Origin of the sequence: Aureitalea sp. L0-47 (assembly GCF_026126405.1) — a bacterium.
Lineage (GTDB): Bacteria > Bacteroidota > Bacteroidia > Flavobacteriales > Flavobacteriaceae > Pukyongia.
The window spans coordinates 35,602-58,687 of sequence record NZ_JAFMTQ010000005.1 but is presented as its reverse complement, the minus strand read 5'-3'; the positions used below and the strand labels follow the sequence as shown (position 1 = coordinate 58,687).

The following is a 23,086-nucleotide window of genomic DNA, read 5'->3' as shown; positions in this document are numbered from 1 at the left end:
ATGAAGCTACTTATTGTTGAAGGAATAACTTTTATAAAGCAGTAGCAGCAGGTATCACCTAATGTACCCCAAACCTACCCAGATTATGCAGGGATACCCGCTGTATGCTGCTCTTTATTTCTTTTTGCGTTTACTTTTTCTCAAGGTGCGGGCTGCTTTTTTTCTAGCCTGCTGAATTCGTTTGAAGGCCAACTCGTTGGCTTGCGCCTTTTTATTGTTCTCACGCCATTGCTCACGTTGCTCAGCGGTATAGAGCGTGAACTCGCTTTCGGGATATTCTTCGGGTTCCACTACATATTTGGCATTATTTAGATTCGGACCACGATATTCATGTGTAACAACGACTCCAATATACCCTCCCAGGACCATTTCGTCCATAACCATACCGACGTTAACCGGACGATTATTTTCGATAGATAGTATCTGTGTCTCAAAACCAACATAGGAAAACTGTAGTTCCTGTCCTTTTTTCACCTTTATCTCAAAATTGCCGTCGAAGTCTGCTTGTGTCCCCGTAGTTGTTCCTTTAATGATCACATTGGCTCCGGGCAATGGTAGCTTGTATTCATCTGTCACCATTCCTTTTACTAAAAATGCATCTTGAATCGATTCTTTTTCTTCGGAATCGTTCTCTTCTAAGATCATTTCTCCTTCTATCAGTTCTTCCTCCTCAATTAAATCACAGACTGGTATTGCATTTTCCAGAACAGTTTCAGGATCGACCTCCACTGCCTCTATTGCACCAATTCCACCCAGAACCATTACCTCGATAGCCTGAGGGTTAGAATGCAGCATAATGTTTAGCTCTCCAGATTTTCTCCCCAATTTCACCTCTTGGGAAACAAAACCTTCTTTTTTGAAGATCAGTGTTTCCCCATCCAGGGATTTGATCATATAATCACCGCGCATACCACTGAGTTCCGACTTTCCACTTTCCTTCACTACAATCTCAACATTGAATAAGGGTTTACCATCTGCATTGGTTATCTTTCCTGAAGTCGTAACCTGAATCCTATCTTCCGAATTCGTACTATATCTGCCAATTCCCAATGAAGTAAAATTCTTATCGTCTGCTGAAGTGTTCGACGGGTTGGAACCCAATATCGATAAGGGAAGCATTAGAGAAGCGGCGTAGGGAAGAAGGCCGGTTGAGCTTTTTCGCTCCAGGCTTACTGCCCGATTGAGTTGAGAGCTCTTGAATCTACCACAGAGATTCGTTTTTCCAGCCAGTTCCTTTACTAGTTCTTCGTCAGTCTTCCTGCTGAAGTCTACTACTTCTTTCTCACAACTACTGCAAAATCTTCCTTTTTCGGAAGGAGTCATGTTTTCCCAACCCTCGTGACAGGGCTCTGGAACATTGATGGTGATGGCTTTTTTCATGCTTCGGTTATTGATACATCAAAGCAATCAAAATTCAGTCCGAAATAAAATGGCTTTTGAGGGAAACGGGTGAATTAATGAGGGAATGGGGTAGTGGGGGAAGGGTGTTAGTATTTTAGAATATTAGTAGGTTAGTATTTTAGAATGTTAGTAATAGACTATTTACTGAACACTGAACACTGAACACTGAACACTGAACACTGAACACTGAACACTGAACACTGAACACTGAACACTGAACACTGAACACTGAACACTGAACACTTAACACTTAACACTTAACACCGAACACTAAACCCATCTACTTTTCCACAACCCGGATCTTGAAGAGCTTATCCCAGTTTTTACCCGTAACATAAAGGATATTAGTTTCGCCTTTATACGCTATACCATTTAGGACATCCAGCTCTTCGTGTTGCGTTACTTTGTCTTTTAACCCTTTTAGATTGATCACTTTTTCTACGGCACCATTCTTCGGATTAACAACGGCAATGGCATCTTTCTGATAGATATTCGCATATATCTTTCCATCTACCCATTCCAGCTCATTCACGTTTGGAATTTTGGCCGTATTGGTGTAGAGTTCAATATAGCTTTCTTCGGCCAGTGTTTCGGGATTCAATGTCCAGATGCGTTCTGTACCATCACTTTTGAAGATCTTCGATCCGTCGTTGCAGAGGCCCCAGCCCTCTTTACTTTCTCCATAGACAAAGGACCCCGTGCTTTCAAGTGTACTTAGGTTGTAGATTAGCCCGGTATTTTCCTGCCAGGTGAGTTGGTAGACCTTGTTGTTTACAATGGTGAGTCCTTCTCCGAAATAACCGTCACTTAGTGAAACGCTTTTAAACACTTCTCCGGTTCGATAGTCGGTTTTACGCAAACTCGATTTCTTATACTTCCCCGTACTTTCGTACAAGGTGTCGTTGTGAAATTCCAGTCCCTGGGTATAAGCCATTTTATCATGAGGATAACTTTCCAGGATCTCGTATGTGTACAGCACTGGTTTTTCCGATGCCAGTAGTACTAAATTGCCTTTAAGTTCGTATTGTTTTTCTTCTGAATGAATTGTTGCTGTAATCTCCCTTTTCCCCAGGTTGAGGGCAGAAACATCAAGTGATACCTGCGCTCCTCCGATACTTTGCCCCACTGTGTTACCATCTATCGCATAACTCACCGAATCGATGGTATTTCCTTTTCTTGCCTTTACTGAAATATTCAATGGCATCGCCCCGTCGTGACCTTTTTTCGCACCGTCGAATTCCATCTTGAAAAGACTTTTAGCAGTAGGCTCTTTATCATCACAAGCGGCAGGAGCTGTCACTAAAAGTATCAGAACGAATATCTTAAGAAATGACATCATATAAATTCAATTTTCGGGCAAGATAACCAATAAAAATTGTATTGTAAAAACCCTTGCGAAACCTTAAAATTGCCGTATCTTTGCACTGGCAAGTCCTACACAACCAGCTCCTGTTGAATCCCCCAGGGCGGGAACGCAGCAAGGGTATACGGTCGTAGCGGTGTGATGTAGGTAGCTTGCCATTTTTTATGCGCTTTTTTTTGCAATTCTTACCCCTTAGGCGCATCTTTGCTTCGTTCGTAACCAACTATGTCCAAAGTTATATTCATTACGGGAGGATCCTCAGGGATCGGCAAAGCCATGGGCGATTTTCTCACCGATAAGGGGTTTGTGGTCTATGGTACTTCAAGGAACCCAGATCGACTCTCTGAAGATTTCAAATTCGAGCTCGTGAAAATGGATGTCTGTAATGCAGATTCTGTTTCTGCGGCCATTTCCGAAGTAATTCAAAAAGAAAATAGACTGGATGTTATTATTAACAATGCTGGTGTAGGTATTACCGGCCCCATAGAAGAAACTCCGGACACTGAGATCCACAAAGCGTTCGACACAAATGTTTACGGGCCCATTCGAGTGATCAAAGCAGCATTACCTCAAATGAGGAGTCAGGGCAAAGGCCTGATCATCAATATCACTTCCATTGCGGGTTATATGGGATTACCGTATCGTGGGATCTACTCGGCGACTAAATCGGCATTGGAAATAACAACAGAAGCCATCCGCATGGAAACCAAACAATTTGGTATAGAAATAACGAACGTGGCGCCCGGCGACTTTGTTACTAATATTGCCGCGGGCAGGTATCATGCCCCGGAATTAGAGCACTCTCCATATCGCAAGGATTATGGCGCTACTCTAAAAATGATGAACGAGCATGTTGATGCGGGTGAGGATCCGGTGCAGATGGCGGAAACGATTTATCGCATCATAAACACCCCTAAACCCAAAGTACGTTACAAAGTAGGGGCCTTCCTTCAGAAGTTCTCTATCGTGCTAAAAAGAGTTCTCCCTCAACGCATGTATGAGCGTATGCTTATGAATCACTACAAACTGAAATAACTACTGCGGTTATTGGATTTTCTATTTCCTGAAGTTGTCAACAATTTTTGTTTGAAAAAATCAGCAGGTACATTGAAGTAACTTGCAAACCTTCGTACTTTTGTGACAATAAAAAAATACAACCACAGCATGAAATTTTTCATTGACACAGCGAATTTAGATCAGATAAAAGAAGCCCAGGATTTAGGAGTACTGGACGGTGTTACCACCAATCCTTCCTTAATGGCAAAAGAAGGAATTACCGGACGGGAGAATATCTTGAAACACTATGTAGACATTTGTAATATTGTGGATGGTGATGTTTCTGCTGAAGTGATCGCGACCGACTTCGATGGTATGATCAAGGAGGGGAAAGAGCTGGCGGCATTACACGATCAAATTGTAGTAAAAGTACCGATGATCAAGGAAGGTGTGAAGGCGATCAAGTATTTTTCGGATAGTGGAATCAAAACGAATTGTACCCTGGTATTCTCTGCGGGTCAGGCGTTGCTAGCTGCTAAGGCAGGAGCTACCTATGTTTCTCCATTTATTGGAAGATTGGACGATATTTCCACGGATGGATTGAACCTTATAGCTGAGATCCGACTTATTTACGATAACTATGGTTTCGATACACAAATCCTTGCGGCGTCTGTTCGCCACACCATGCACGTACTCGAATGTGCTAAGATTGGTTCCGATGTAATGACAGGGCCACTTTCTTCCATTGAAGGCCTTCTGAAACATCCTCTAACGGATATAGGCCTGGAGAAATTCCTGGCAGACTACAGAAAAGGAAATTAAAAAATAAAGCCTCGGGAAACCGGGGCTTTTTAGATATTCAGAAATCCTAGCAGATTATCTTCAATGGTAGGAGAGAAAAGGTTAGTATGACCGTCCCTGATCTCACCATTCTTATCCACGATAATCGCTTTATTCGTAGAATTGATAAGTAGTTTCTTTTCGGCATCCTTGATATTCTCGAGCTGGTACTCGTGCACAGTGCTGTAACCAGCCTTAGTTACAACCTCTTTCCATTTCTTAAAATGTGTATCTGTGTTAACACCAATAAAATCGTATTCCGGGTATTTGGATTTTAACTCTGCGGCACGTGAATGAAGGTTCCTAAAATGCTTCACAGACTCTGCAGACCAGAAATACAGAACAGTAGGGCGGTTAATGATCGAATGCACGTCTTTCATTACATTATCATAACTAACCAGCATGATGTTTGGAAGCACATTGCCGGGTGTGAGTTGCATGGTCCGGTTGGCCAATAGCTCGATCTCGGCATGATGTTTTTCGTTTGTGTTCGTCGACTTGAAGATAGACACCATTTGCTTTTCATTCTCAACATCCTTAGCGTTGATGAGATATCTTCGGGCGCAGGTATATAATAGATTATTCTTAAGTATTTCACATTCCACAATGCTATCTATGAGCTTTATTTTATGGAAATTGTGATAGTAGCTGTTTCTATTCAGAAAATCACCTGTATGATTATTTTTATTATGCGCAAGATTATCGAAGTAGCGGTTCAGAAAACGATAATAAGGGTAATAGGATCGAAGTTCGGCACTACCAAAATCAATATCATTCCTGTAATCGTAGAAATTAGAAGGAAAATCTTCTTCTTTCAGATTTGGATTCATGGCATTGGCCGAAGTGTATAATTCTTTTTTGGAATAATAATCGTAATTAATATTCGCCAGTGCGATTTTCTTAAAATCAGAGCACAAGGACTGATTTTCCGAATATTCGTTGTAGAGGTTCATTCGGATATCCCTAAGTGAATCGATCTTCTCTTCGAACATAGGTGGGCTCAAGCGATACAGAGAAGGCATGAGCGTATTCTCGCTTTCATTCATCAGAAAGAGATCCATCAACAGGTTATTTCTTGCTGCACCTATCCCGGAATAGCTAAGGGATTCGTCAAAATCTACAGTGTTTACACGAAGCATTAAGCTGTCACCGGGTTCCAGGTAAAAGATCTGATATTCATGATGACGGAAAGAATACAAACCTGCCGAAACACTATCGGATTTATAATGAAAGAAATTTTTGCTGTCAAGTTCTATCGTATCAAGAACCTTGTTGTCCTTCAGTAGCAACACATAATCGCTCTTGGGATTGACGATCTCTCCCCCAATCCATGTACTGTCAGACCTTTTTTCAGAACCGGTCTCACAGGATAGGAGGGTAATACACAATGTGAAGAGGAGTAGATTTCTAAACAATACTATGTTAATTTTGGCACACGAAACAAAAGTAACCCTCAGTTCTGCTACTCAGTGTTAATTACTAGTTAAAAGTATTTTAAAACCAGATTGTTGCAACAATCCCAGTTATTTCGCTACTTTTGCGGCGAATTTAAGAAATATCACAAAGGAGACATGTTAAGCGTAAATAACCTATCGGTTCAATTTGGAAAAAGAGTACTTTTTGATGAAGTGAACACCCAGTTTCTACAGGGTAATTGCTATGGTATCATTGGTGCAAATGGAGCGGGAAAATCTACTTTCCTAAAGATAATTGCGGGCAAACAGGATCCAACCTCAGGGAATTATCACCTTGAGCCAGGTAAGCGTATGTCTGTGCTGGAACAGAACCACAATGCATTCGATGATTACCCGGTGCTCGAAACTGTGATGCGAGGTAATAAAGAATTATTTGCAATTAAATCGGAGATAGACAGCCTGTACGAGGATTATACAGATGCGAATGCCGAAAAGATAGGGGAGTTGCAGGTGAAATTCGAAGAGATGAATGGTTGGAACGCCGATAGTGATGCTGCTGCCTTACTTTCGAATCTAGGTATCAAGGAGAGTCTTCATTACAATATGATGGGTGACCTGGACGGAAAGCAAAAAGTACGTGTATTGTTGGCCCAGGCGTTATTCGGTAACCCGGATCTTCTGATCATGGATGAGCCTACCAACGACCTGGATTACGAAACCATCACCTGGCTGGAGAATTTCCTGGCAAATTATGAGAATTGTGTGATCGTGGTGTCTCACGACCGTCACTTCCTGGATGCGGTTTGTACGCATATCAGTGATATTGACTTCGGAAAGATCACTCACTACAGTGGAAATTATACATTTTGGTATGAAAGTAGTCAGCTTGCTGCTCGCCAAAGAGCTCAGCAGAACAAGAAGGCTGAGGACAAAAAGAAGGAACTGGAGGAATTCATCCGAAGATTCTCCGCGAACGTAGCGAAATCTAAACAGGCTACTAGTCGTAAGAAGATGATCGAGAAGCTTGATGTGGAATCCATCCGGCCTTCAAGTAGGAGATATCCCGCCATCATCTTTGATCGCGAGCGTGAAGCAGGAGACCAAATACTTAACGTTGAAGGGCTTTCAGCTTCCCTGGATGGAGAAGTACTTTTCAGCAATGTGGACATCAATCTCGCAAAAGGTGATAAGGTAGTAGTGTTTTCCAGAGATTCACGTGCGACCTCAGCCTTTTACCAGATCATCAATGGACATGAGCAGGCGGATTCCGGAAAATACCAGTGGGGGGTAACTACTACTCAAAGCTATCTTCCCCTGGACAATGAGGAGTTCTTTAAAACCGATGATTCCCTGGTAGACTGGCTGCGTCAATGGGCCAAAACAGAGGAGGAAAGAGAAGAAGTATATATCCGTGGATTCCTTGGGAAAATGCTTTTTAGCGGTGACGAAGCATTGAAAAAGGCCAATGTACTTTCAGGAGGGGAGAAAGTGAGATGTATGTTGAGCCGAATGATGATGCTTAGAGCCAATGTGTTAATGCTGGATGAACCCACCAATCACCTGGACCTCGAATCCATTACCGCATTTAACAACTCCCTGAAGAATTTCAAGGGAACAGTATTGTTAACCACTCATGACCATGAGTTCGCGCAAACCGTTGCCAATCGTGTGATCGAGATCACACCGAACGGGGTTATCGACCGCTACACTACCTTCGATGAGTACATGAATAATCCGAAGATCAAGGAGCTGCGTGATAAGATGTACGCCGTGGAAGTTTAGTGATTAGGCGTTGTAATACTTACTGTCCCAAATAGCACCGTTGAAATTCTTACCCTTGGCAAATCCGTAATACAGGACGATTCCACCCACGGCCTTGAACATGAACAGGAACATCAGGAAATACTCCTGCATGGAAACCTCTCCATGCGTAAAGAGTTTCATAGGGGTTATTGCCGTAAGCACTATGCTTAGTAAGAATACTGTAAACACCAGGTTTTCAAAATTCTTATAAGGCCACATTAACAATTTCCTGAACGGATGCAGATCATTTCCCCACTTATGAACTAAATAATAGTAATCGTTCCCTAGTGGAGCAAATAGAAGCGGGTCATCTGCATTTTCCAGTTTCAGGCGTTTAGCAGGAGCCACGATCTTAAAGCCAGACAGGGCAGCGTCGTGTTCCTTCTCTAGTTGCCGGATCTTTGAAATGGCTTCTTCAGGTATCTCTCCTTTGAAAAAGCGAGAGTCCAGGAACCTTAAGCGGTAGGTGATACATAATTTCTTGATATCCTCTATGTGGAAGATCTTTTCAGTCTCAAGCAGGTCGAGATTTAATGAATTGTCTTCAACTGAGGCAGTCTTCAGCTTGTCTGAGATCGACTCGCGTTCTTTCGCGTTATCCTCAAGGATAGCAGCGACTTCCCGTAGAAGATCTTCGGGAGTCGTTCTTTTATTGCGAGTACGATATAGCTGTGTTTCGAGATTGGTCTTTTCGAACATGAACAATTTTTTGCTTAAAAATAATCAGCAAACTAATTAGACGCAAGATTTTAACAATTCTATTTGAAAATAAATATTAGTTACTAAAATTCGTTAGTAGGAGAGAATGTGTACTTTTATAAAATGAAACTCTTTGATATGAGATTGAGAAATTTACTAGCCCTGGCTTTGATAGTTTGCACAACATCTTCGCTTATTGCCCAGAAATACAAGACTACGGACAGTTCGGTAGTGAAACGAACTTACAATGGAATTGAGTTTTCTTCCGATAAATCACTGTTTGAAAATCTCTCCGAAGCACCTGGATTTACGGTGTATAGTAGTATGCTGGAAACACATTCCGAAGCTGTTCTTCAGGAAGGATTTATGGGAACCGTTTTCGTCATGCCTGATACTGCCTTCGATACCGATTCCGAAGATCCCGAAGCACCCAATCTATCCGATCCTTCACTTCAGAAAAAAATATTACAATTCCTTATTGTTCCGGGTCGCGTGGATGCTCATGCATTGAAAAAAGCTGCTTCAAAGGGAGGAGGAATCGCCAGGTTGTCCACCGTGAGCGGTTCAACGCTGCAGGTGAAACTGCAAGGTGATCAAATTGTACTGTTGGATTCGAAAGGAAATTCTTCACAATTGATAGCTACCGATCTCTATCACAGGGAAGGTTTTTTTCACATTGCAGATGCGATTTTACTTCCTGAATAAGAGATTCGTTCTGACTTATTTTTTCTCTTTCTGAATTGGTGGTCTTTCAATAAGGTAATCTACTCATTTTAAGACGCCTATACTGGTATTATTTTGGATGTTACCAGTGGAGATTGGACCGTATTTCGAACAATGACCCTTGTCATATATCAGCAAAAAAGACACTTCTACTTTTGCGCTAATCTCAAACCAAATACCAAGATAAAAAAGGCTTCTGAATATAGACGTCAAGAAGTTGTTTTTGAGTATCGATGCTACTGTGGACGCCACCACTGCTTTAGGGGCAACGGTAGGAACTGAGGTTGACATCAACCCATGGAAAATTGGTGCGGGATTTGGAATGAAATTTTAAGTGTGCAAGCCTAACTGGAAATGCGTTGGACTACAATTATAGGTCCGGCGCATTTTTTTTAATCTATATGAACATTAACGAAGCTGAGCGCCGAAGTCCTTTTCGAATCGTTGCTGAAGTTTTGCCATGATCTTATCGATCTGCTTGTCGTTTAACGTCTTTCGATCATCCTGAAGCGTAAAACTCAAGGCGTAGGATTTTTTGCCCTTCGGAAGATTTTTTCCCGTATACACATCGAAGAGGGATACCTCTTTAAGAAGTTTCTTTTCCGTTTGAAGAGCCGCTGCCTTAAGTTCCCCGAAGGCAACACTATCATCAAGAAGCAGTGCAAAATCCCTTTTAACCGAAGGATATTTCGGAATGGCTTGAAAAACAAAATTCTCCGCACTTATCTGCTCGAGAAGAACTCCCCAGTTAAAGTCTGCATAAAGCACTTCCGCGTCGAAATCGAAATGTTTGCGAACTTTTTTATTGATTATCCCGAAGTTCACCAGGTCCTGCTTGCCCCTGGAAAAAGTGAGTCCCTCGATGAAAATATCTGCTTTTGAAGATTTTTCAGTGTAAGCTGTAATTCCCAGTCTTTCCATAACGGCTTCAACCACTCCTTTGAAATAGAAGAAGTCGCTCTTTTTCCCTGGGGTAGTCCAACTTTCCTCATGGCGTTCTCCCGATACCACCATGCTAAGATGTTTTCGCTCTTCGCGCCCGTCCGGATAGTTGTGATAGGTGCATCCGAATTCGAACAACTTCACGTCCTTCATCTTTCTGTTACTATTGTAACTCAGCGCTTCCATAGCCCCAAAAAGCATTGAGGGTCGTAAAACGGACAGTTCCTGGCTCAACGGATTCAGAATCTCTACATTGTGCACCTCCTTTATTTGGTCACTCACCTCACAAAAGGCAGGAGAGGTTAAAGAATTAGCGAGCATCTCATTAAAACCAAGGGCTGTAAGCTGACCGGATATCTGCTGTTGTAAGAGGTGGTCTTCAACTTTCTTTGTTTCCGAAATGGATGCATTGAGCTTCTCGGAGAATGCTATTCGGTTATAGCCATACACCCTAAGAATTTCTTCGATTACATCAGCTTCTCGCGTCACATCATTCCTGTAGGCAGGGATTGTCATCCCGAGGCCGCTTTCGGTAACGTTGTTCACCTTGATCTCAAGAGAGGTAAGGATTTCTTTTATAGTCTCCCTGGGTAGTTCCTCTCCAATGAGTCGATTTGCGTTATCGAAATTCAGTACCACCTGGTGATCTTCTATTTTCTTCGGATAGATATCAACGATGTCACTCGTTATCTCTCCTCCGACAATTTCAGTAATCATAATGGCCGCTCGCATGAGTGCGTACTCACAGGCATTGGGATCAACACCCCGTTCGAAGCGGAACGATGCATCTGTATTTAAACCATGACGTTTTGCCGATCTTCGTATACTTATCGGATTGAAGTAAGCACTTTCAAGGAATATACTGGTAGTGCTCTCGGTCACACCACTGTGAATACCACCGAAAACCCCGGCAATACACATAGGTTTGTCCCTGTCGCAGATCATTAAATCTTCTTCATCTAGTTCGCGCTCAACTCCGTCCAGGGTGACAAACTTGGTTCCGCCTGGCAGTGTCTTAACGTTTATCTCATTTCCTGCGATCTTTACAGCATCGAAGGCGTGGAGTGGCTGCCCCAGTTCATGCAGAACGTAATTTGTTATGTCTACAATATTATTGATAGGTGAAAGCCCGATGGATTTTAACCTATTTTGAAGCCAGACCGGTGAAGGTGCCACGGTAATTCCGCTTATGGTTAATCCGCAATAGCGAGGGGCCAGTTTATTGTTTTCAACTTCCACATCAACTTTCAGCGTCCTGTTATCCACGTGAAAACTACTGGTAGATGGTGTGATTAATTCTCGCTGCACTTCTTTCTGAAGTAGTCCAGCCCTGAGATCCCTGGCTACTCCCCAGTGGCTCATCGCATCAGCGCGGTTGGGTGTTAACCCTATTTCGAAGATTTCGTCGTTTTCAATATCAAAGACTTCTGAAGCGGGAGTACCTGGTTTCAAACTATCATCAAGAACCATGATCCCGTCGTGACTATCTCCCAGACCCAGCTCATCTTCAGCACAGATCATCCCCATGCTTACCTCGCCACGTATCTTACCTTTTTTGATCTTCCAGGGTTCTCCTTCTTTGCTGTACAGGGTTGTTCCCACTGTAGCAACAGGTACTTTCTGACCTTTGGCAACATTTGGAGCCCCGCACACAATCTGAACCGGTTCGGAATCTCCCAAATCAACCATGGTAAGCTTTAGCTTATCGGCATTTGGGTGTTGCTTACATTCCACTACATGACCCACAACTATTCCTTCCAATCCTCCCGGAACGGAAGTGAAAGGTGCTATACCTTCAATCTCCAAACCTAAATCGGTAAGGAGATCACCGGTGCTCTCTGCATCCCAGTCGATATTGATAAATTGTTTAAGCCAATTGTACGAGATCTTCATCTAGCCTTTAATTTAAGCCTACAAAGATAAAACAATGGTGATACCATTCAAAGATTGGACTAGAATTTGTACTTTTATATCTTAAAAGTTAAACCCAATAAAATGAAAGTATTTTTAAAGTTATTTATCGTTTTATTTGTTTTTGGACTTACTTCATGTCGTGATACCAAAGCCGAAGAGGCTGAAGCGGCGAAAGTAGTGGAGCAAATAGAATCAATTGAAGAAGAAACCGAAGCAATCACAGAAGAAATTCAAAATGAAGCTGCCGAATTAGAGGCAACATTAACCGAGTTAGACAGTCTATAAAAAAAGAGAAGTATGAAAAATTTGATAAAAGCAATATTTGTATCACTGGTATTAGTGATGGGATCAACCCAATTAACTTATGCCCAGGACGATGCGCAGAAGGTGACTAAGAAAGTCACTGAAACGAAAAAAGACATTCAGAAGAGTAAAACGGAAGCCGATAAAGCAGCAAAAGCTAAGATTGAGAAAGAGCAGCAAAAGCTGAAAGAAGCCGAGAAAGAAGCCAAAAACAAGGCAAAGAACCGCTCGGATAATATGAAAAAGGATGCAGACAAGGTTATGAGCGATGCTCAGCAGGCCAAAAACGATGCTTCTGATGCCGCCATAGATGCCACGGATAAGGCAAGGGCAAAAGGGGATCCGTCTAAAAAGACAGGAGTAGAAACCCGAAAGCCGGAGATCAAGCGAATGGGTAGTGATGCAGCAAGTGTGGCTTCTGCAAAAAAGAAAATGGAGAATGCCAAGCAAAAACTTACAGGGCATGACCAATCACTTGCTAATGCGGAACAAAGAATCGCCAAAGCTAGAGAGCGAGTGGAAGAAGCGAAAGCCGAGGGAAAGATCAACGAGGAAGAATACGCGGCTAAAATGGCTAAAGTGACCGCAGCAGAAGAAAGATTGGCGAAATTTAAAGATGCTTTGAATAACGCCAACAAAAAGGTTGAGGAGAAAGAGAACTCGCTTAAAAAGCTCGGTTCTGATTCTGACATGAACTAAATTGACATTCCAATAATTTCTGCAGGCGCCTTTTAAGGCGCCTGTTTTTTTTGGGTATATTTCAAGACGTTTTATGAAACAATTATTCTTTTTACTGCTAATATCGATAACTTTAATCTCCTGTGATAATGGCCCGCACCATCCCAATCACGGTATTTGGCGAGTTTCACTGGATATTGGTAATGGGCGGGAATTACCATTTTTAGCTGAATTTCCTCAGGATCATACTTTTGTTTTCCTGAATGCTGAAGAACGTGTGGTGACGGAGGAAACAATTATCCGAGGAGATTCAATTATCATACAACATCCTGTTTTCGAAGGTGTTTTCAAAGGTCGGTTTACTGCTGAAACGATTAGTGGAGATTTTATTAAACCAAGCCTGGATAGGGTAGTACCCTTTACGATGAAATATGGAGATAGTCTTCGGTTTCAAACTAATGAATCACCTGGCCAAGAAGTAGAAGGGATGTGGGAGACTGTTTTTAGCCCCGGAGATCCTGCAGCCAGATATATCGCAAAGGGAATCTTTAGACAGGAGGGAAGCAGTGTGACGGGTACCTTTCGAACTACCACGGGTGATTATCGTTTCCTTGATGGAGTCGTTGACGGTGATACACTTCGCCTTTCTACCTTCGATACTGCCCACGCCTTTTTGTTCAAGGCAAAAGTGACGGATAGTACGCTAGATGGTATGTTTTATAGCGGAAACCACTTTGTTGAACCTTTTGTTGCCAAGAGAAATACCAACTATGAATTACCCGAGGAAGATGAACTAACATTCCTGAAAGATGGCTACGATACCATTGAATTTTCATTCCCCGATACCGCAGGCGACACGGTTTCACTTGCAGATGAACGATTTCTGAATAAAGTAGTCGTAGTCCAGATCATGGGTAGCTGGTGTCCGAATTGCCTGGATGAAACCCGCTATTACACAGATTATTTCAATAATAGCTATTCACGTGATCTTGAGTTTGTTTCCCTGGCGTTTGAATACGCGCCTACACGACAGAAAGCAATGGTTGCGATAAACCGGTTGAAACAGAAGGTTGGGGTGCCTTATCCAATTTTACTTGCGCAATTCGGAACAGAAAGCAAGCTGGAAGCAAATATGAAATTACCCATGCTGAATCATGTACTGGCATACCCCACGACCATATTCATCGACAAGAAGGGTATGGTGCGAAGGATCCATACTGGTTTTAATGGTCCGGCGACAGGTGATAAGTATACTGAGTTTAAGCAGGATTTTGAAGCCTATGTTGAGAGTTTACTCTCAGAATGATCAGAACTGGTATTTTAGCAACTTTTAGTTAATGTGACTAAGAAATATAATTCCAGATGTTTCGGTATTTAGCCAATTGAGCATAGGTGAATTTTACCACAGCATTCTCTTTCTTTTCAAGGTTCGGATCCTCTTTTAGCATTTGAAATGCATGCGACCTGGCGATCTTCAGGATATCGCCATCCTTAACTATATCGGCGATTCGGAGGTTTAAGACTCCGCTTTGCTGTGTTCCCATGATATCTCCGGGCCCTCTGAGCTTGAGATCGGTTTCAGCAATTTCAAAGCCGTCATTGGTCCGAACCATGGTCTCCAGGCGTGTTCGGGCATCATGAGTAAGTTTATGACTTGTCATCAGGATACAATAGCTTTGCTCGGCTCCTCTACCAACCCGGCCTCTAAGTTGGTGAAGCTGAGATAAACCGAAACGTTCAGCACTCTCAATTACCATTACTGAAGCATTTGGGACATTTACGCCTACTTCGATAACAGTTGTGGCAACCATGATCTGGGTTTCACCTTTAACAAATCGATCCATCTCAAAATCCTTGTCGGCCGATTTCATTTTTCCATGGACAATAGAGATCTGGAAATCGGGCATCGGAAATTCCCTAACTATACTCTCATATCCATCCATGAGATCCTTGTAATCCAGGGCCTCACTTTCCTGTATCAGGGGGTAGACTATATACACCTGTCTGCCCTTGGAAATTTCGTCCTTCAGGAAGCGAAAAACTTTGAGTCTGTTGGCGTCAAATCGGTGCACGGTTTTGATCGATTTTCTACCCGGAGGAAGTTCGTCAATAACGCTAATATCCAGGTCCCCATATAAGCTCATAGCGAGAGTTCGCGGAATGGGTGTGGCGGTCATGACCAGGATGTGAGGAGGGCGTTCATTTTTGTGCCAGAGTTTACTTCGTTGCGCCACCCCGAAACGATGTTGTTCGTCTATAATTGCAATGCCCAGATTCTTAAATTTCACCTTATCTTCGATGAGTGCATGGGTGCCAATTAAGATATGAAGCGAGCCATTTTCAAGGTTTTCGTGGATTTCTTTTCTATTTGAAGTAGAAGTTGAACCAGTAAGTAATGAAATACTGATATTCAATTTATTACACCATTCCAGTAATCCGTTATAGTGTTGGACTGACAAAATTTCAGTCGGCGCCATTAAACAGGCTTGAAAACCGTTGTCAAGTCCTATTAACATTGACATGAAGGCTACAATGGTCTTTCCGCTGCCCACGTCACCTTGTAGTAATCGATTCATCTGAGCTTTACTGCCCACATCTTTGCGGATTTCCTTGATCACTCTTTTTTGAGCAGCAGTTAATTCGAAGGGTAAATGATCTGAAAAGAAGGTGTTGAAATACCCCCCTACTTTCAGGAATGGATACCCTTTAATTTTTGCTTTGTGGATTAAATTCTTCCGAAGTAATTGTAGTTGGATGTAGAATAATTCCTCGAATTTTAAACGATATTGAGCCTTGGCTAACAGGGTATTACTTCTCGGAAAATGGACGTTAAAAAGCGCCTCGTTTTTAGGTAGTAATTTAAGGTTGTTTAGTACCCTCTCAGGGAGGCTTTCAACAAAGGTATTTTTTGCTTCGGAAAAGAGCTGTTGCATGAGTTTATTTATCACCCTATTAGTGATACCCCTGTTCGTCAATTTTTCGGTGGAAGGATACACAGGTTGCATAGCCGATCTAAGGCTCTTTTCGTGCTCTTCCAACAATTCCATTTCAGGATGAGGCATGGAGTAATGATCGTTAAACCAATTAACTTTTCCGAAGATTACGTATGGCTGATTGATCTTTAAGTTTTCGCGAATCCATTTTTGCCCCCTGAACCACACCAACTCCATAATACCGGTTTCGTCTATGAATTTAGCGACCAGTCGCTTTCCTCTTTTTTGCTCTACGGTTTTGATGTGGGAGATCTTACCAATTATCTGCACTTCGGCATTGGATTTCTGGAGATCAGCGATCTTATAATACCGGGTTCTGTCCAGATAGCGGTTAGGAAACAGGTTGATAAGGTCCTGGAAGGTGTGAATATCCAATTCCTTCTTCAGGAGATCAGCCCGGTTGGGGCCTACCCCTTTGAGATATTCTATGGGTGTTTGAAGGAAATTGGGATTCATATAACGAAGTTACAAATTCCGGCGAAGGCAGGAATCTAGTAGCCTATTAATTCGTAATTTGCAATGCGTAACACGAACTTTGTGTTATATAGTTTATGAAGCACCTCCTATTATTACTCGCCGCCTTTACCTTCTTCGGAAGCCACGCCCAGCAGACCGATGTTGTCGATTTTCTTGAAATACGTGCAAATCTTTACGCTTCTCCTGAAAATAAAACAATTGAGGGTGGGATAGAGGTTACGTTTAAAATGTTGAAAGACGCAGATTCCGTATATCTCGATGCCGTGAATATGGAAAGGCTTTCCCTTGATGGAGACTACGATAATATGAATGTGGAGGCAAATGAAGATAAGTTTTGGATTATAGGGAATTTTAAGGAGGAAAAGGAATACAAGATCTTCTTCTCCTATCGCGCTGAACCTAAGCAAACCCTCTATTTTACCGGTGATCAGATCTGGACACAAGGCCAGGGAAAATACACATCTCACTGGTTGCCTTCTATTGATGATATGAACGACAAGATCGAATTCGACCTGTCGATTTTAGTGGAATCCGAAAAAAGAGTCGTCACCAATGGTGCGTTGAACTCGTTAACCACCAGGGATAGCGAATCCTTGATCGTTTGGAATTTCAATATGGATGAGCCCATGTCTAGCTACCTGGTAGCACTTGTCATTGGGAATTTCAGTAAAAATACAATACAGTCTGAATCGGGCGTGCCGATCGAACTATATTTCAGACCGGAAGACTCCCTCAAAGCTGAGCCTACTTATCGCTACACCAAAGAGATCTTCGATTTCCTCGAAGAAGAGATAGGCGTTCCCTATCCCTGGCAGAACTATAAACAGGTTCCGGTGCGCGATTTTCTCTATGCCGGGATGGAAAATACTACCGCCACTATTTTTTCCGAAGCCTTTGTGGTTGACTCTATAGGCTTTAACGATAGAAACTACGTGAACGTAAACGCTCATGAGTTGGCGCATCATTGGTTTGGCAATCTGGTTACTGAAACCTCAGGGACACATCATTGGCTGCAGGAAGGCTTTGCAACCTACTATGCCCACCTGGCCGAAAAGGAGATTTTTGGGGACGATTATTTCTATTGGGTTATGTATCAGAGTGCCGAACAGCTTAAGGAGCTGAGCGACCAGGGTAAAGGGGAGTCCCTTCTCAACCCTAAGGCTTCGTCACTTACCTTCTACGAAAAAGGGGCCTGGGCCTTGCATATCCTGCGTGAGAAGATAGGAGATGAGGCTTTTAAAAGTGCGATTCGATCCTATCTTCAGAAACACAAATTCAAAAATGTAAATACGGAAGACTTCCTTTCGGAGGTGCGTGCGGCCACCGATGCGGATATTTCTAATTGGGAGCAGGACTGGCTTCAGCAAACGGCGTTCAAAGCAATGCAGGCATACAGTTCACTCTCCGAATCCGAGTTCATGGATAGCTACTTCCAGGTTTCTTCATTACGGGCAGGACAGCTTTCAGAAAAAATAGATTTGCTGGAAAAAGCTATCGAGGAAGGAAATGATTTTATAGGGCAAGAAGCCGTGTACCAGCTGTCCGGAGAGAATCCACTCGTTTCTCAATTCCTATACGAAAAAGCCCTGGACAGTGACAACCTGTTTATCAGGCAGGCAGTAGCCATTTCTATGGATGGGGTTACTGAACGACTCAAACCGAAATTCGAACGATTATTGGATGACCCCAGCTATGTAACCATTGAGGCGGCCTTATATTCGCTCTGGAATTCGTTTCCGAACGACAGGGCAAGGTACCTGGATCAAACAGAATCTATTGCAGGTTTCCAGGATAAGAATGTGCGACAGCTATGGCTGGCACTGGCAATCATAACACCAGACTATCGTTTGGAGAACAAATCCACATTTGTAAACGAATTGCGGGATTACTCAAGTGCGAAGTACAGTTTTGAGATCCGACAAAAAGCCTTCGAATATCTCGCCGAATTACAGATGTACAATGATGAAGTGATCGATAACCTCGTGGATGCATCTGTACATCATAACTGGAGATTTCGCAGTGGTGCCCGTAACATGCTAAAGCAACTTTCCGAAGATCCCGAAGTGAAGAAGTCATTGTATGAACGCCTGGATCAATTCTCAGAAAAAGAAAAGCAGTATCTCACGACTAAAATTATTTCTGAATGAGAGCACTGGTGATTTCGGGGGGAGGGAGTAAAGGTGCTTTCGCTGGCGGCGTGGCCCAGTACCTGATGGAGGAAAAAGGGCACGACTACCGCATTTTCGTGGGTACTTCCACCGGCAGCTTGCTAATTTCCCACCTCGCTCTTAACAAGCTGGAAAAGATCAGGAAAGTCTACACTTCGGTGAACCAGGACGATATCTTCAGCCTCAGACCTTTCAAAATAAAAAAAGGTAAGTACGGACAAAAGGAGATCGCCATTGATCATTTTAAAGTACTTCGGAATTTCTTCAGAGGAAGTAAAACCTTTGGTGAGAGTTATAGTCTTCGGACCTTAATTTCCAATTCGCTAACGCAGCGTGAATTTGACGAGCTAAAGCAAAGTGGAAAGGAAGTGGTGGTTACCGTCTCTAATCTTACTTTGAACCAGGTAGAATACAAAAGCATACAGGATTTCGACTATAGTGATTTTTGCGACTGGATCTGGATCTCCTGCAACTACATTCCCTTTATGAGTCTGGTAAAGAAGAATCAAAATGAGTATGCGGATGGGGGATTTGGGAGTATGGTTCCTATTGAAGAAGCCATTCAAAGAGGTGCAACTGAAGTAGACGTCATCATTTTGGAAACAGAAGTAACACACTACAACCGAATGCCTTCCCGTAATCCTTTTTCCCTGCTAACAAATATGCACGCCTATATGCTGGATCGGGTAGAAAAGCAGAATATTCGCATTGGAAAGTTTGTTGCAGGTCATCACAATGCCGTGATAAACTTCTACTACACACCTACCGTGCTCACCACGAATTCCTTAATCTTTGAAAAAGAACAAATGTTGAAATGGTGGGACAGTGGCTATCGCTATGCCAGGAGCCAGGACGAAGAAACCAGTGAAATTCACCCGAATGACACTTAGAATAGCTCGGCAACTTCTTTTTTGATATACGCCAGGGCCTTTTGAGATGGAGTTATCTCTTCCATGAAATTCCGAAGTAAATATTCTCTCATCTGGTCCGCATTATTATCTTTTTCATGCATAGCGGCTTGCCGTATCACATGAATTGTTGCATTCTTAGCAGCGTTAATGAGGTTCCAGCATTCGGGAGTGATATAAATCTGCTGCGCCACGTTATGCTCAAATTCCTGCTCGATATTCTTGATGAGCAGGGCTTCGTACTTCTCTATTTCGTCGGAATACGGACTAACGCGAATCAATAACTTGTTAGGGTCAAGTCGCTCCATTAGCAGCGTAAGACGCTCATAGGCCTGTAAGCGCATGGGCAGTACTTTGTTCTGCGCTTCCTTTTGAATTAGGTAGCGCCTTCTTCCTTCTTCGTTGGCGGTATGGCCTTTGAAAAAATAATACGCGATAATACCAACCACGATGGCAGGTAATAAGTAGGCTACATAGCTGAGGATTTGAGAAAGTTCTTCCATTTTGATCGGTATTTAAGTTCTAATAACGTACTTCGTTCTTTTCCATTGCCCTTTTTACACTGTTTTTTGCCTCTTTAGGCTGGTAATTACCACCCAAATGTATGCAATTCATGCAATCTTCAACACTGGTAAATCCTGTCTTTGTTTTGTTGTAAGAGAAGGAATCGGCCAGCGTCTTTACCAGGTTTCTATCCCCCAGGCTGAATTCCACATCGTCCATAGTGATCTGCGAAGGATGCTCATAACCACAGGAACGGGTGATCTCCAGTAGTTCTTTTCTGAAGTTCTTAAAATAATAATGCGTTCGTTTCGCCTTGTCTTTCACATTGATCCCGCTTTGTCGCCACTTACTTTGCGTAGCTACACCGCTGGGACAGCGATTGTTGTGACATATCTGTGCCTGAATACAACCTATCGCCATCATGGCTTCACGAGCTACGTTGATGCAGTCGGCACCCATGGCGAAAGCCATCGCAGCTTTGGCGGGAAAACCGAGTTTTCCACTTCCTATAAAAACTACTTTTCCACAGAGTTCATACTTCTGAAAGATCTTATAGACATCACTAAATCCGAATACCCATGGTAAAGCCACGTGATCGGCGAAACTTGGAGGCGCAGCCCCGGTACCTCCTTCACCACCGTCGATCGTAATAAAATCAGGCCCCTTTCCGGTTTCTTTCATTTTGGAGGCAAGCTCCTCCCAGCTGTCGAGCTTACCAACGGCCGATTTGATACCAACAGGCAGCCCGGTTGCTTCAGCAATATCCTCTACAAAATTCAGTAAACCGTCAATTCCATCGAAAGCGCTGTGAGTAGGAGGAGAGAGCACATCTTTACCCTTCACAACACCTCGAATAGCGGCAATTTCCGAAGTGATCTTCGAGCCAGGGAGTACGCCTCCCTTACCTGGTTTTGCTCCCTGGGATAATTTTACTTCGATGGCACGAACCTGGGGATTGTTCTTTACCAATTCCTTCATTTTCTCCATGCTGAAGTTTCCTTCGGAATCGCGAACCCCGAAGTAACCCGTTCCGAAGTGAAAAACCACATCTCCACCCTGACAATGATACGGAGACAAACCGCCCTCACCAGTATTATGGTACGCATGGGCCATTCCACAGCCTCTGTTCAGGGACTCAATAGCACGAGCGGATAAAGAACCGAAACTCATGGCCGAAACATTGATCACGGATGCGGGACGATATGGCCGCCGGCGCCTCCCTTCACCCATAACTTTTGCACAGGGTACAAAATAAGGGTCATTCCTGTTGGGATGGTCTTCCGGAAGTTTGAAAGGGAGTAAGGCGTTATTTATGAAGATATAATTGGGTTTATAAAAATCCCGATCACTTCCGAAACCTTCGTAATTATTCTGGTTTTTCGCTGAAGCGTAGATCCAACCTCGTTCTATACGGTTAAAAGGAAGCTCTTCACGATTGTTGGCAACGATGTATTGTCGCATTTCCGGACCTATACTCTCCAGCATATACCGAATGTGACCCACGATAGGGAAGTTATGCTGGATGGTGTGCTTCTTATTGAAAAATATATCCCTGATGGCGATCAAGGTGAGCACAAAAAGCACCCACGCCCACCAGGGCACCGACTTCAATACATCTAGGAATGCGTCCATTTATTGGGCGTTTAGATAATCCAGTGAAAGTTGTGTCATAGCCTTCACACCAAGCAATAGCCCATCCTCATCAATCTTAAAATCCGGTGTGTGATGTGGGTATGGCGTTTTATTTCCCGGGGTCATACCTCCAAGGAAAAAATAGAATCCCGGAACGATCTCCTGGAAATAGGAAAAGTCTTCACCTCCGGTGGTTGCCTTCATGCTAACTACCTTGTCAGCACCTGCTACTTGTTGCAAGCTAGGAAGCATTTGTGCTGTTAGATCGGGATCGTTATAGGTAACAACGGTATTGTTTTGCCATTCGATGGTAGCTTCGCCACCGTATGCCTTTGCGATATCCCGTGCCATTTCATTCATACGTCGCATGATGAGTTCACGCATTTTAGGGTCTAAAGTTCTTACGGTTCCAATGAGTTCCGCACTTTCAGGAATGATATTAAAACGTACGCCACTGGTGATCTTGCCTACGGTAATAACCGCTGCTTCATCGACAAGAGGTGATTCCCTGCTGATGATGGTTTGGAAACCATCGATGATCTTAGCCGAGATGAGGATGGGATCCACACCTGTCCATGGGGCTGAGCCATGTGTTTGTTTCCCTTTTACGTTAACGACAAACCGCTCCACTGCAGCCATAGTACCGCCACTTTTATACTTTATAGTTCCTACCGGTGTAGCCGAATTGATATGGAGTCCGAAGATCACGTCGACGTCGGGATTCTTTAACACTCCTTCCTTTATCATTAGCTTCGCACCGCCCTCTTCGCCGGGAGGAGGTCCTTCTTCCGCGGGTTGAAAGATAAATTTGATAGTACCCTTTATTTTGTCCTTGTTTTTTGAAAGTACTTCCGCCACACCCATCAATATAGCAATATGGGTATCGTGTCCGCAGGCATGCATCACGCCTGTTTCCTTATCGAGGAAGGTTGATTTTACTTCACTCCTGAACGGAAGGTCATTCCGCTCTGTAACTGGCAATCCGTCGATATCTGCACGTAATCCAACCACCTTTCCCGGTTGGTCGCCTTTAAGGATGCCAACCACCCCGGTTTTGGCAATGCCGGTTTGTACGTCCATTCCAAGGAATCGAAGATGCTCCTCGATCTTCTTTGCTGTGTTGAATTCCCGGTTGGATAGTTCCGGGTTTTCATGAAAATAGCGCCGCCAATCAATGACCTGCTGTTCAATACTTTCAATATCACTAAGTACGGATTTCTCCATTTGTGCCTCTGCTGAGGTAGCCAGAATTAAGACGGCAAGTAAGGTAAGTAGCTGTTTCATAGGGTAAAAAATTCAGCTAAAGATAACGGATTTTAGCTAAAAC

18 protein-coding genes and 1 other RNA gene are annotated in these 23,086 nt (G+C 43.1%); 10 read left to right on the top strand and 9 right to left on the bottom strand.

Going from position 1 to position 23,086, the window contains the following annotated elements:
• Positions 1-114 precede the first annotated feature (114 nt).
• Together J1N09_RS07090 and J1N09_RS07085 are read right to left on the bottom strand one after the other, a co-directional pair.
• Positions 115-1,380: a carboxypeptidase-like regulatory domain-containing protein gene (locus J1N09_RS07090; RefSeq protein ID WP_265199268.1), complete on the bottom strand. Its 1,266-nt coding sequence runs from the start codon at positions 1,378-1,380 to the stop codon at positions 115-117.
• A gap of 301 nt (positions 1,381-1,681) precedes the next feature.
• Positions 1,682-2,740, bottom strand: a complete 1,059-nt coding sequence (locus J1N09_RS07085) for a glutaminyl-peptide cyclotransferase (protein ID WP_265199267.1) — start codon at positions 2,738-2,740, stop codon at positions 1,682-1,684.
• An 86-nt stretch (positions 2,741-2,826) separates the two neighbouring features.
• Here J1N09_RS07085 and ffs point away from each other — a divergent pair.
• From ffs to fsa, 3 genes are all read left to right on the top strand, one after another.
• Positions 2,827-2,925, top strand: an RNA gene (gene ffs, locus J1N09_RS07080) — signal recognition particle sRNA small type.
• Positions 2,926-2,989: 64 nt separating this feature from the next.
• Complete coding sequence (locus J1N09_RS07075; protein ID WP_265199266.1) at positions 2,990-3,799, top strand: SDR family oxidoreductase; 810 nt, start codon at positions 2,990-2,992, stop codon at positions 3,797-3,799.
• Between the two features lie 129 nt (positions 3,800-3,928).
• Complete coding sequence (gene fsa / locus J1N09_RS07070; protein ID WP_265199265.1) at positions 3,929-4,582, top strand: fructose-6-phosphate aldolase; 654 nt, start codon at positions 3,929-3,931, stop codon at positions 4,580-4,582.
• A 29-nt stretch (positions 4,583-4,611) separates the two neighbouring features.
• Here the strand turns inward: fsa and J1N09_RS07065 are convergent, their stop codons facing one another.
• Complete coding sequence (locus tag J1N09_RS07065) at positions 4,612-6,015, bottom strand: TlpA family protein disulfide reductase (RefSeq protein WP_265199264.1); 1,404 nt, start codon at positions 6,013-6,015, stop codon at positions 4,612-4,614.
• A gap of 156 nt (positions 6,016-6,171) precedes the next feature.
• Between J1N09_RS07065 and J1N09_RS07060 the strand changes: the two genes are divergently transcribed.
• Complete coding sequence (locus J1N09_RS07060) at positions 6,172-7,797, top strand: ABC-F family ATP-binding cassette domain-containing protein (protein WP_265199263.1); 1,626 nt, start codon at positions 6,172-6,174, stop codon at positions 7,795-7,797.
• 3 nt (positions 7,798-7,800) lie between these two features.
• On the opposite strand, the gene J1N09_RS07055 is transcribed toward J1N09_RS07060, so the two are convergent.
• A complete protein-coding gene (locus J1N09_RS07055; protein ID WP_265199262.1) occupies positions 7,801-8,517 on the bottom strand; it encodes a hypothetical protein in 717 nt (238 codons plus the stop codon).
• A gap of 138 nt (positions 8,518-8,655) precedes the next feature.
• On the opposite strand from J1N09_RS07055, the gene J1N09_RS07050 reads away from it, so the two are divergent.
• Entirely contained in the window at positions 8,656-9,222 is a 567-nt protein-coding gene (locus J1N09_RS07050; RefSeq protein ID WP_265199256.1) for a fasciclin domain-containing protein, read from the top strand.
• 426 nt (positions 9,223-9,648) lie between these two features.
• Here the strand turns inward: J1N09_RS07050 and pheT are convergent, their stop codons facing one another.
• A complete protein-coding gene (pheT, locus tag J1N09_RS07040) occupies positions 9,649-12,075 on the bottom strand; it encodes a phenylalanine--tRNA ligase subunit beta (RefSeq protein WP_265199255.1) in 2,427 nt (808 codons plus the stop codon).
• A gap of 102 nt (positions 12,076-12,177) precedes the next feature.
• On the opposite strand from pheT, the gene J1N09_RS07035 reads away from it, so the two are divergent.
• From J1N09_RS07035 to J1N09_RS07025, 3 genes are all read left to right on the top strand, one after another.
• Positions 12,178-12,381 carry a hypothetical protein gene (locus J1N09_RS07035; protein WP_265199254.1) on the top strand — a complete coding sequence of 68 codons (204 nt, stop codon included), beginning with the start codon at positions 12,178-12,180 and terminating at the stop codon, positions 12,379-12,381.
• A 12-nt stretch (positions 12,382-12,393) separates the two neighbouring features.
• Positions 12,394-13,098: a hypothetical protein gene (locus J1N09_RS07030; RefSeq protein ID WP_265199252.1), complete on the top strand. Its 705-nt coding sequence runs from the start codon at positions 12,394-12,396 to the stop codon at positions 13,096-13,098.
• 73 nt (positions 13,099-13,171) lie between these two features.
• Entirely contained in the window at positions 13,172-14,383 is a 1,212-nt protein-coding gene (locus J1N09_RS07025) for a peroxiredoxin family protein (protein ID WP_265199250.1), read from the top strand.
• Between the two features lie 37 nt (positions 14,384-14,420).
• On the opposite strand, the gene recG is transcribed toward J1N09_RS07025, so the two are convergent.
• Positions 14,421-16,526, bottom strand: coding sequence for an ATP-dependent DNA helicase RecG (gene recG, locus J1N09_RS07020; RefSeq protein ID WP_265199248.1), 2,106 nt, complete (start codon positions 16,524-16,526; stop codon positions 14,421-14,423).
• 95 nt (positions 16,527-16,621) lie between these two features.
• Here recG and J1N09_RS07015 point away from each other — a divergent pair, with 95 nt between their 5' ends.
• The gene (locus J1N09_RS07015) at positions 16,622-18,694 is read left to right on the top strand and encodes a M1 family metallopeptidase (RefSeq protein WP_265199246.1); all 2,073 of its coding nucleotides are present in this window, start codon (positions 16,622-16,624) and stop codon (positions 18,692-18,694) included.
• Positions 18,691-19,605: a patatin family protein gene (locus tag J1N09_RS07010; protein ID WP_265199245.1), complete on the top strand. Its 915-nt coding sequence runs from the start codon at positions 18,691-18,693 to the stop codon at positions 19,603-19,605. The genes J1N09_RS07015 and J1N09_RS07010 overlap by 4 nt, the downstream gene beginning before the upstream one ends.
• On the opposite strand, the gene J1N09_RS07005 is transcribed toward J1N09_RS07010, so the two are convergent.
• Genes J1N09_RS07005 through J1N09_RS06995 form a run of 3 tightly spaced genes read right to left on the bottom strand, consistent with a single transcriptional unit; the run spans position 19,602 to position 23,043 of the window.
• Positions 19,602-20,126, bottom strand: a complete 525-nt coding sequence (locus J1N09_RS07005; protein ID WP_265199244.1) for a hypothetical protein — start codon at positions 20,124-20,126, stop codon at positions 19,602-19,604. The genes J1N09_RS07010 and J1N09_RS07005 overlap by 4 nt on opposite strands.
• A gap of 19 nt (positions 20,127-20,145) precedes the next feature.
• Positions 20,146-21,759, bottom strand: coding sequence for an FMN-binding glutamate synthase family protein (locus J1N09_RS07000; RefSeq protein WP_265199241.1), 1,614 nt, complete (start codon positions 21,757-21,759; stop codon positions 20,146-20,148).
• The gene (locus J1N09_RS06995) at positions 21,760-23,043 is read right to left on the bottom strand and encodes an amidohydrolase (protein WP_265199239.1); all 1,284 of its coding nucleotides are present in this window, start codon (positions 23,041-23,043) and stop codon (positions 21,760-21,762) included.
• Between the last annotated feature and the right edge of the window lie 43 nt (positions 23,044-23,086).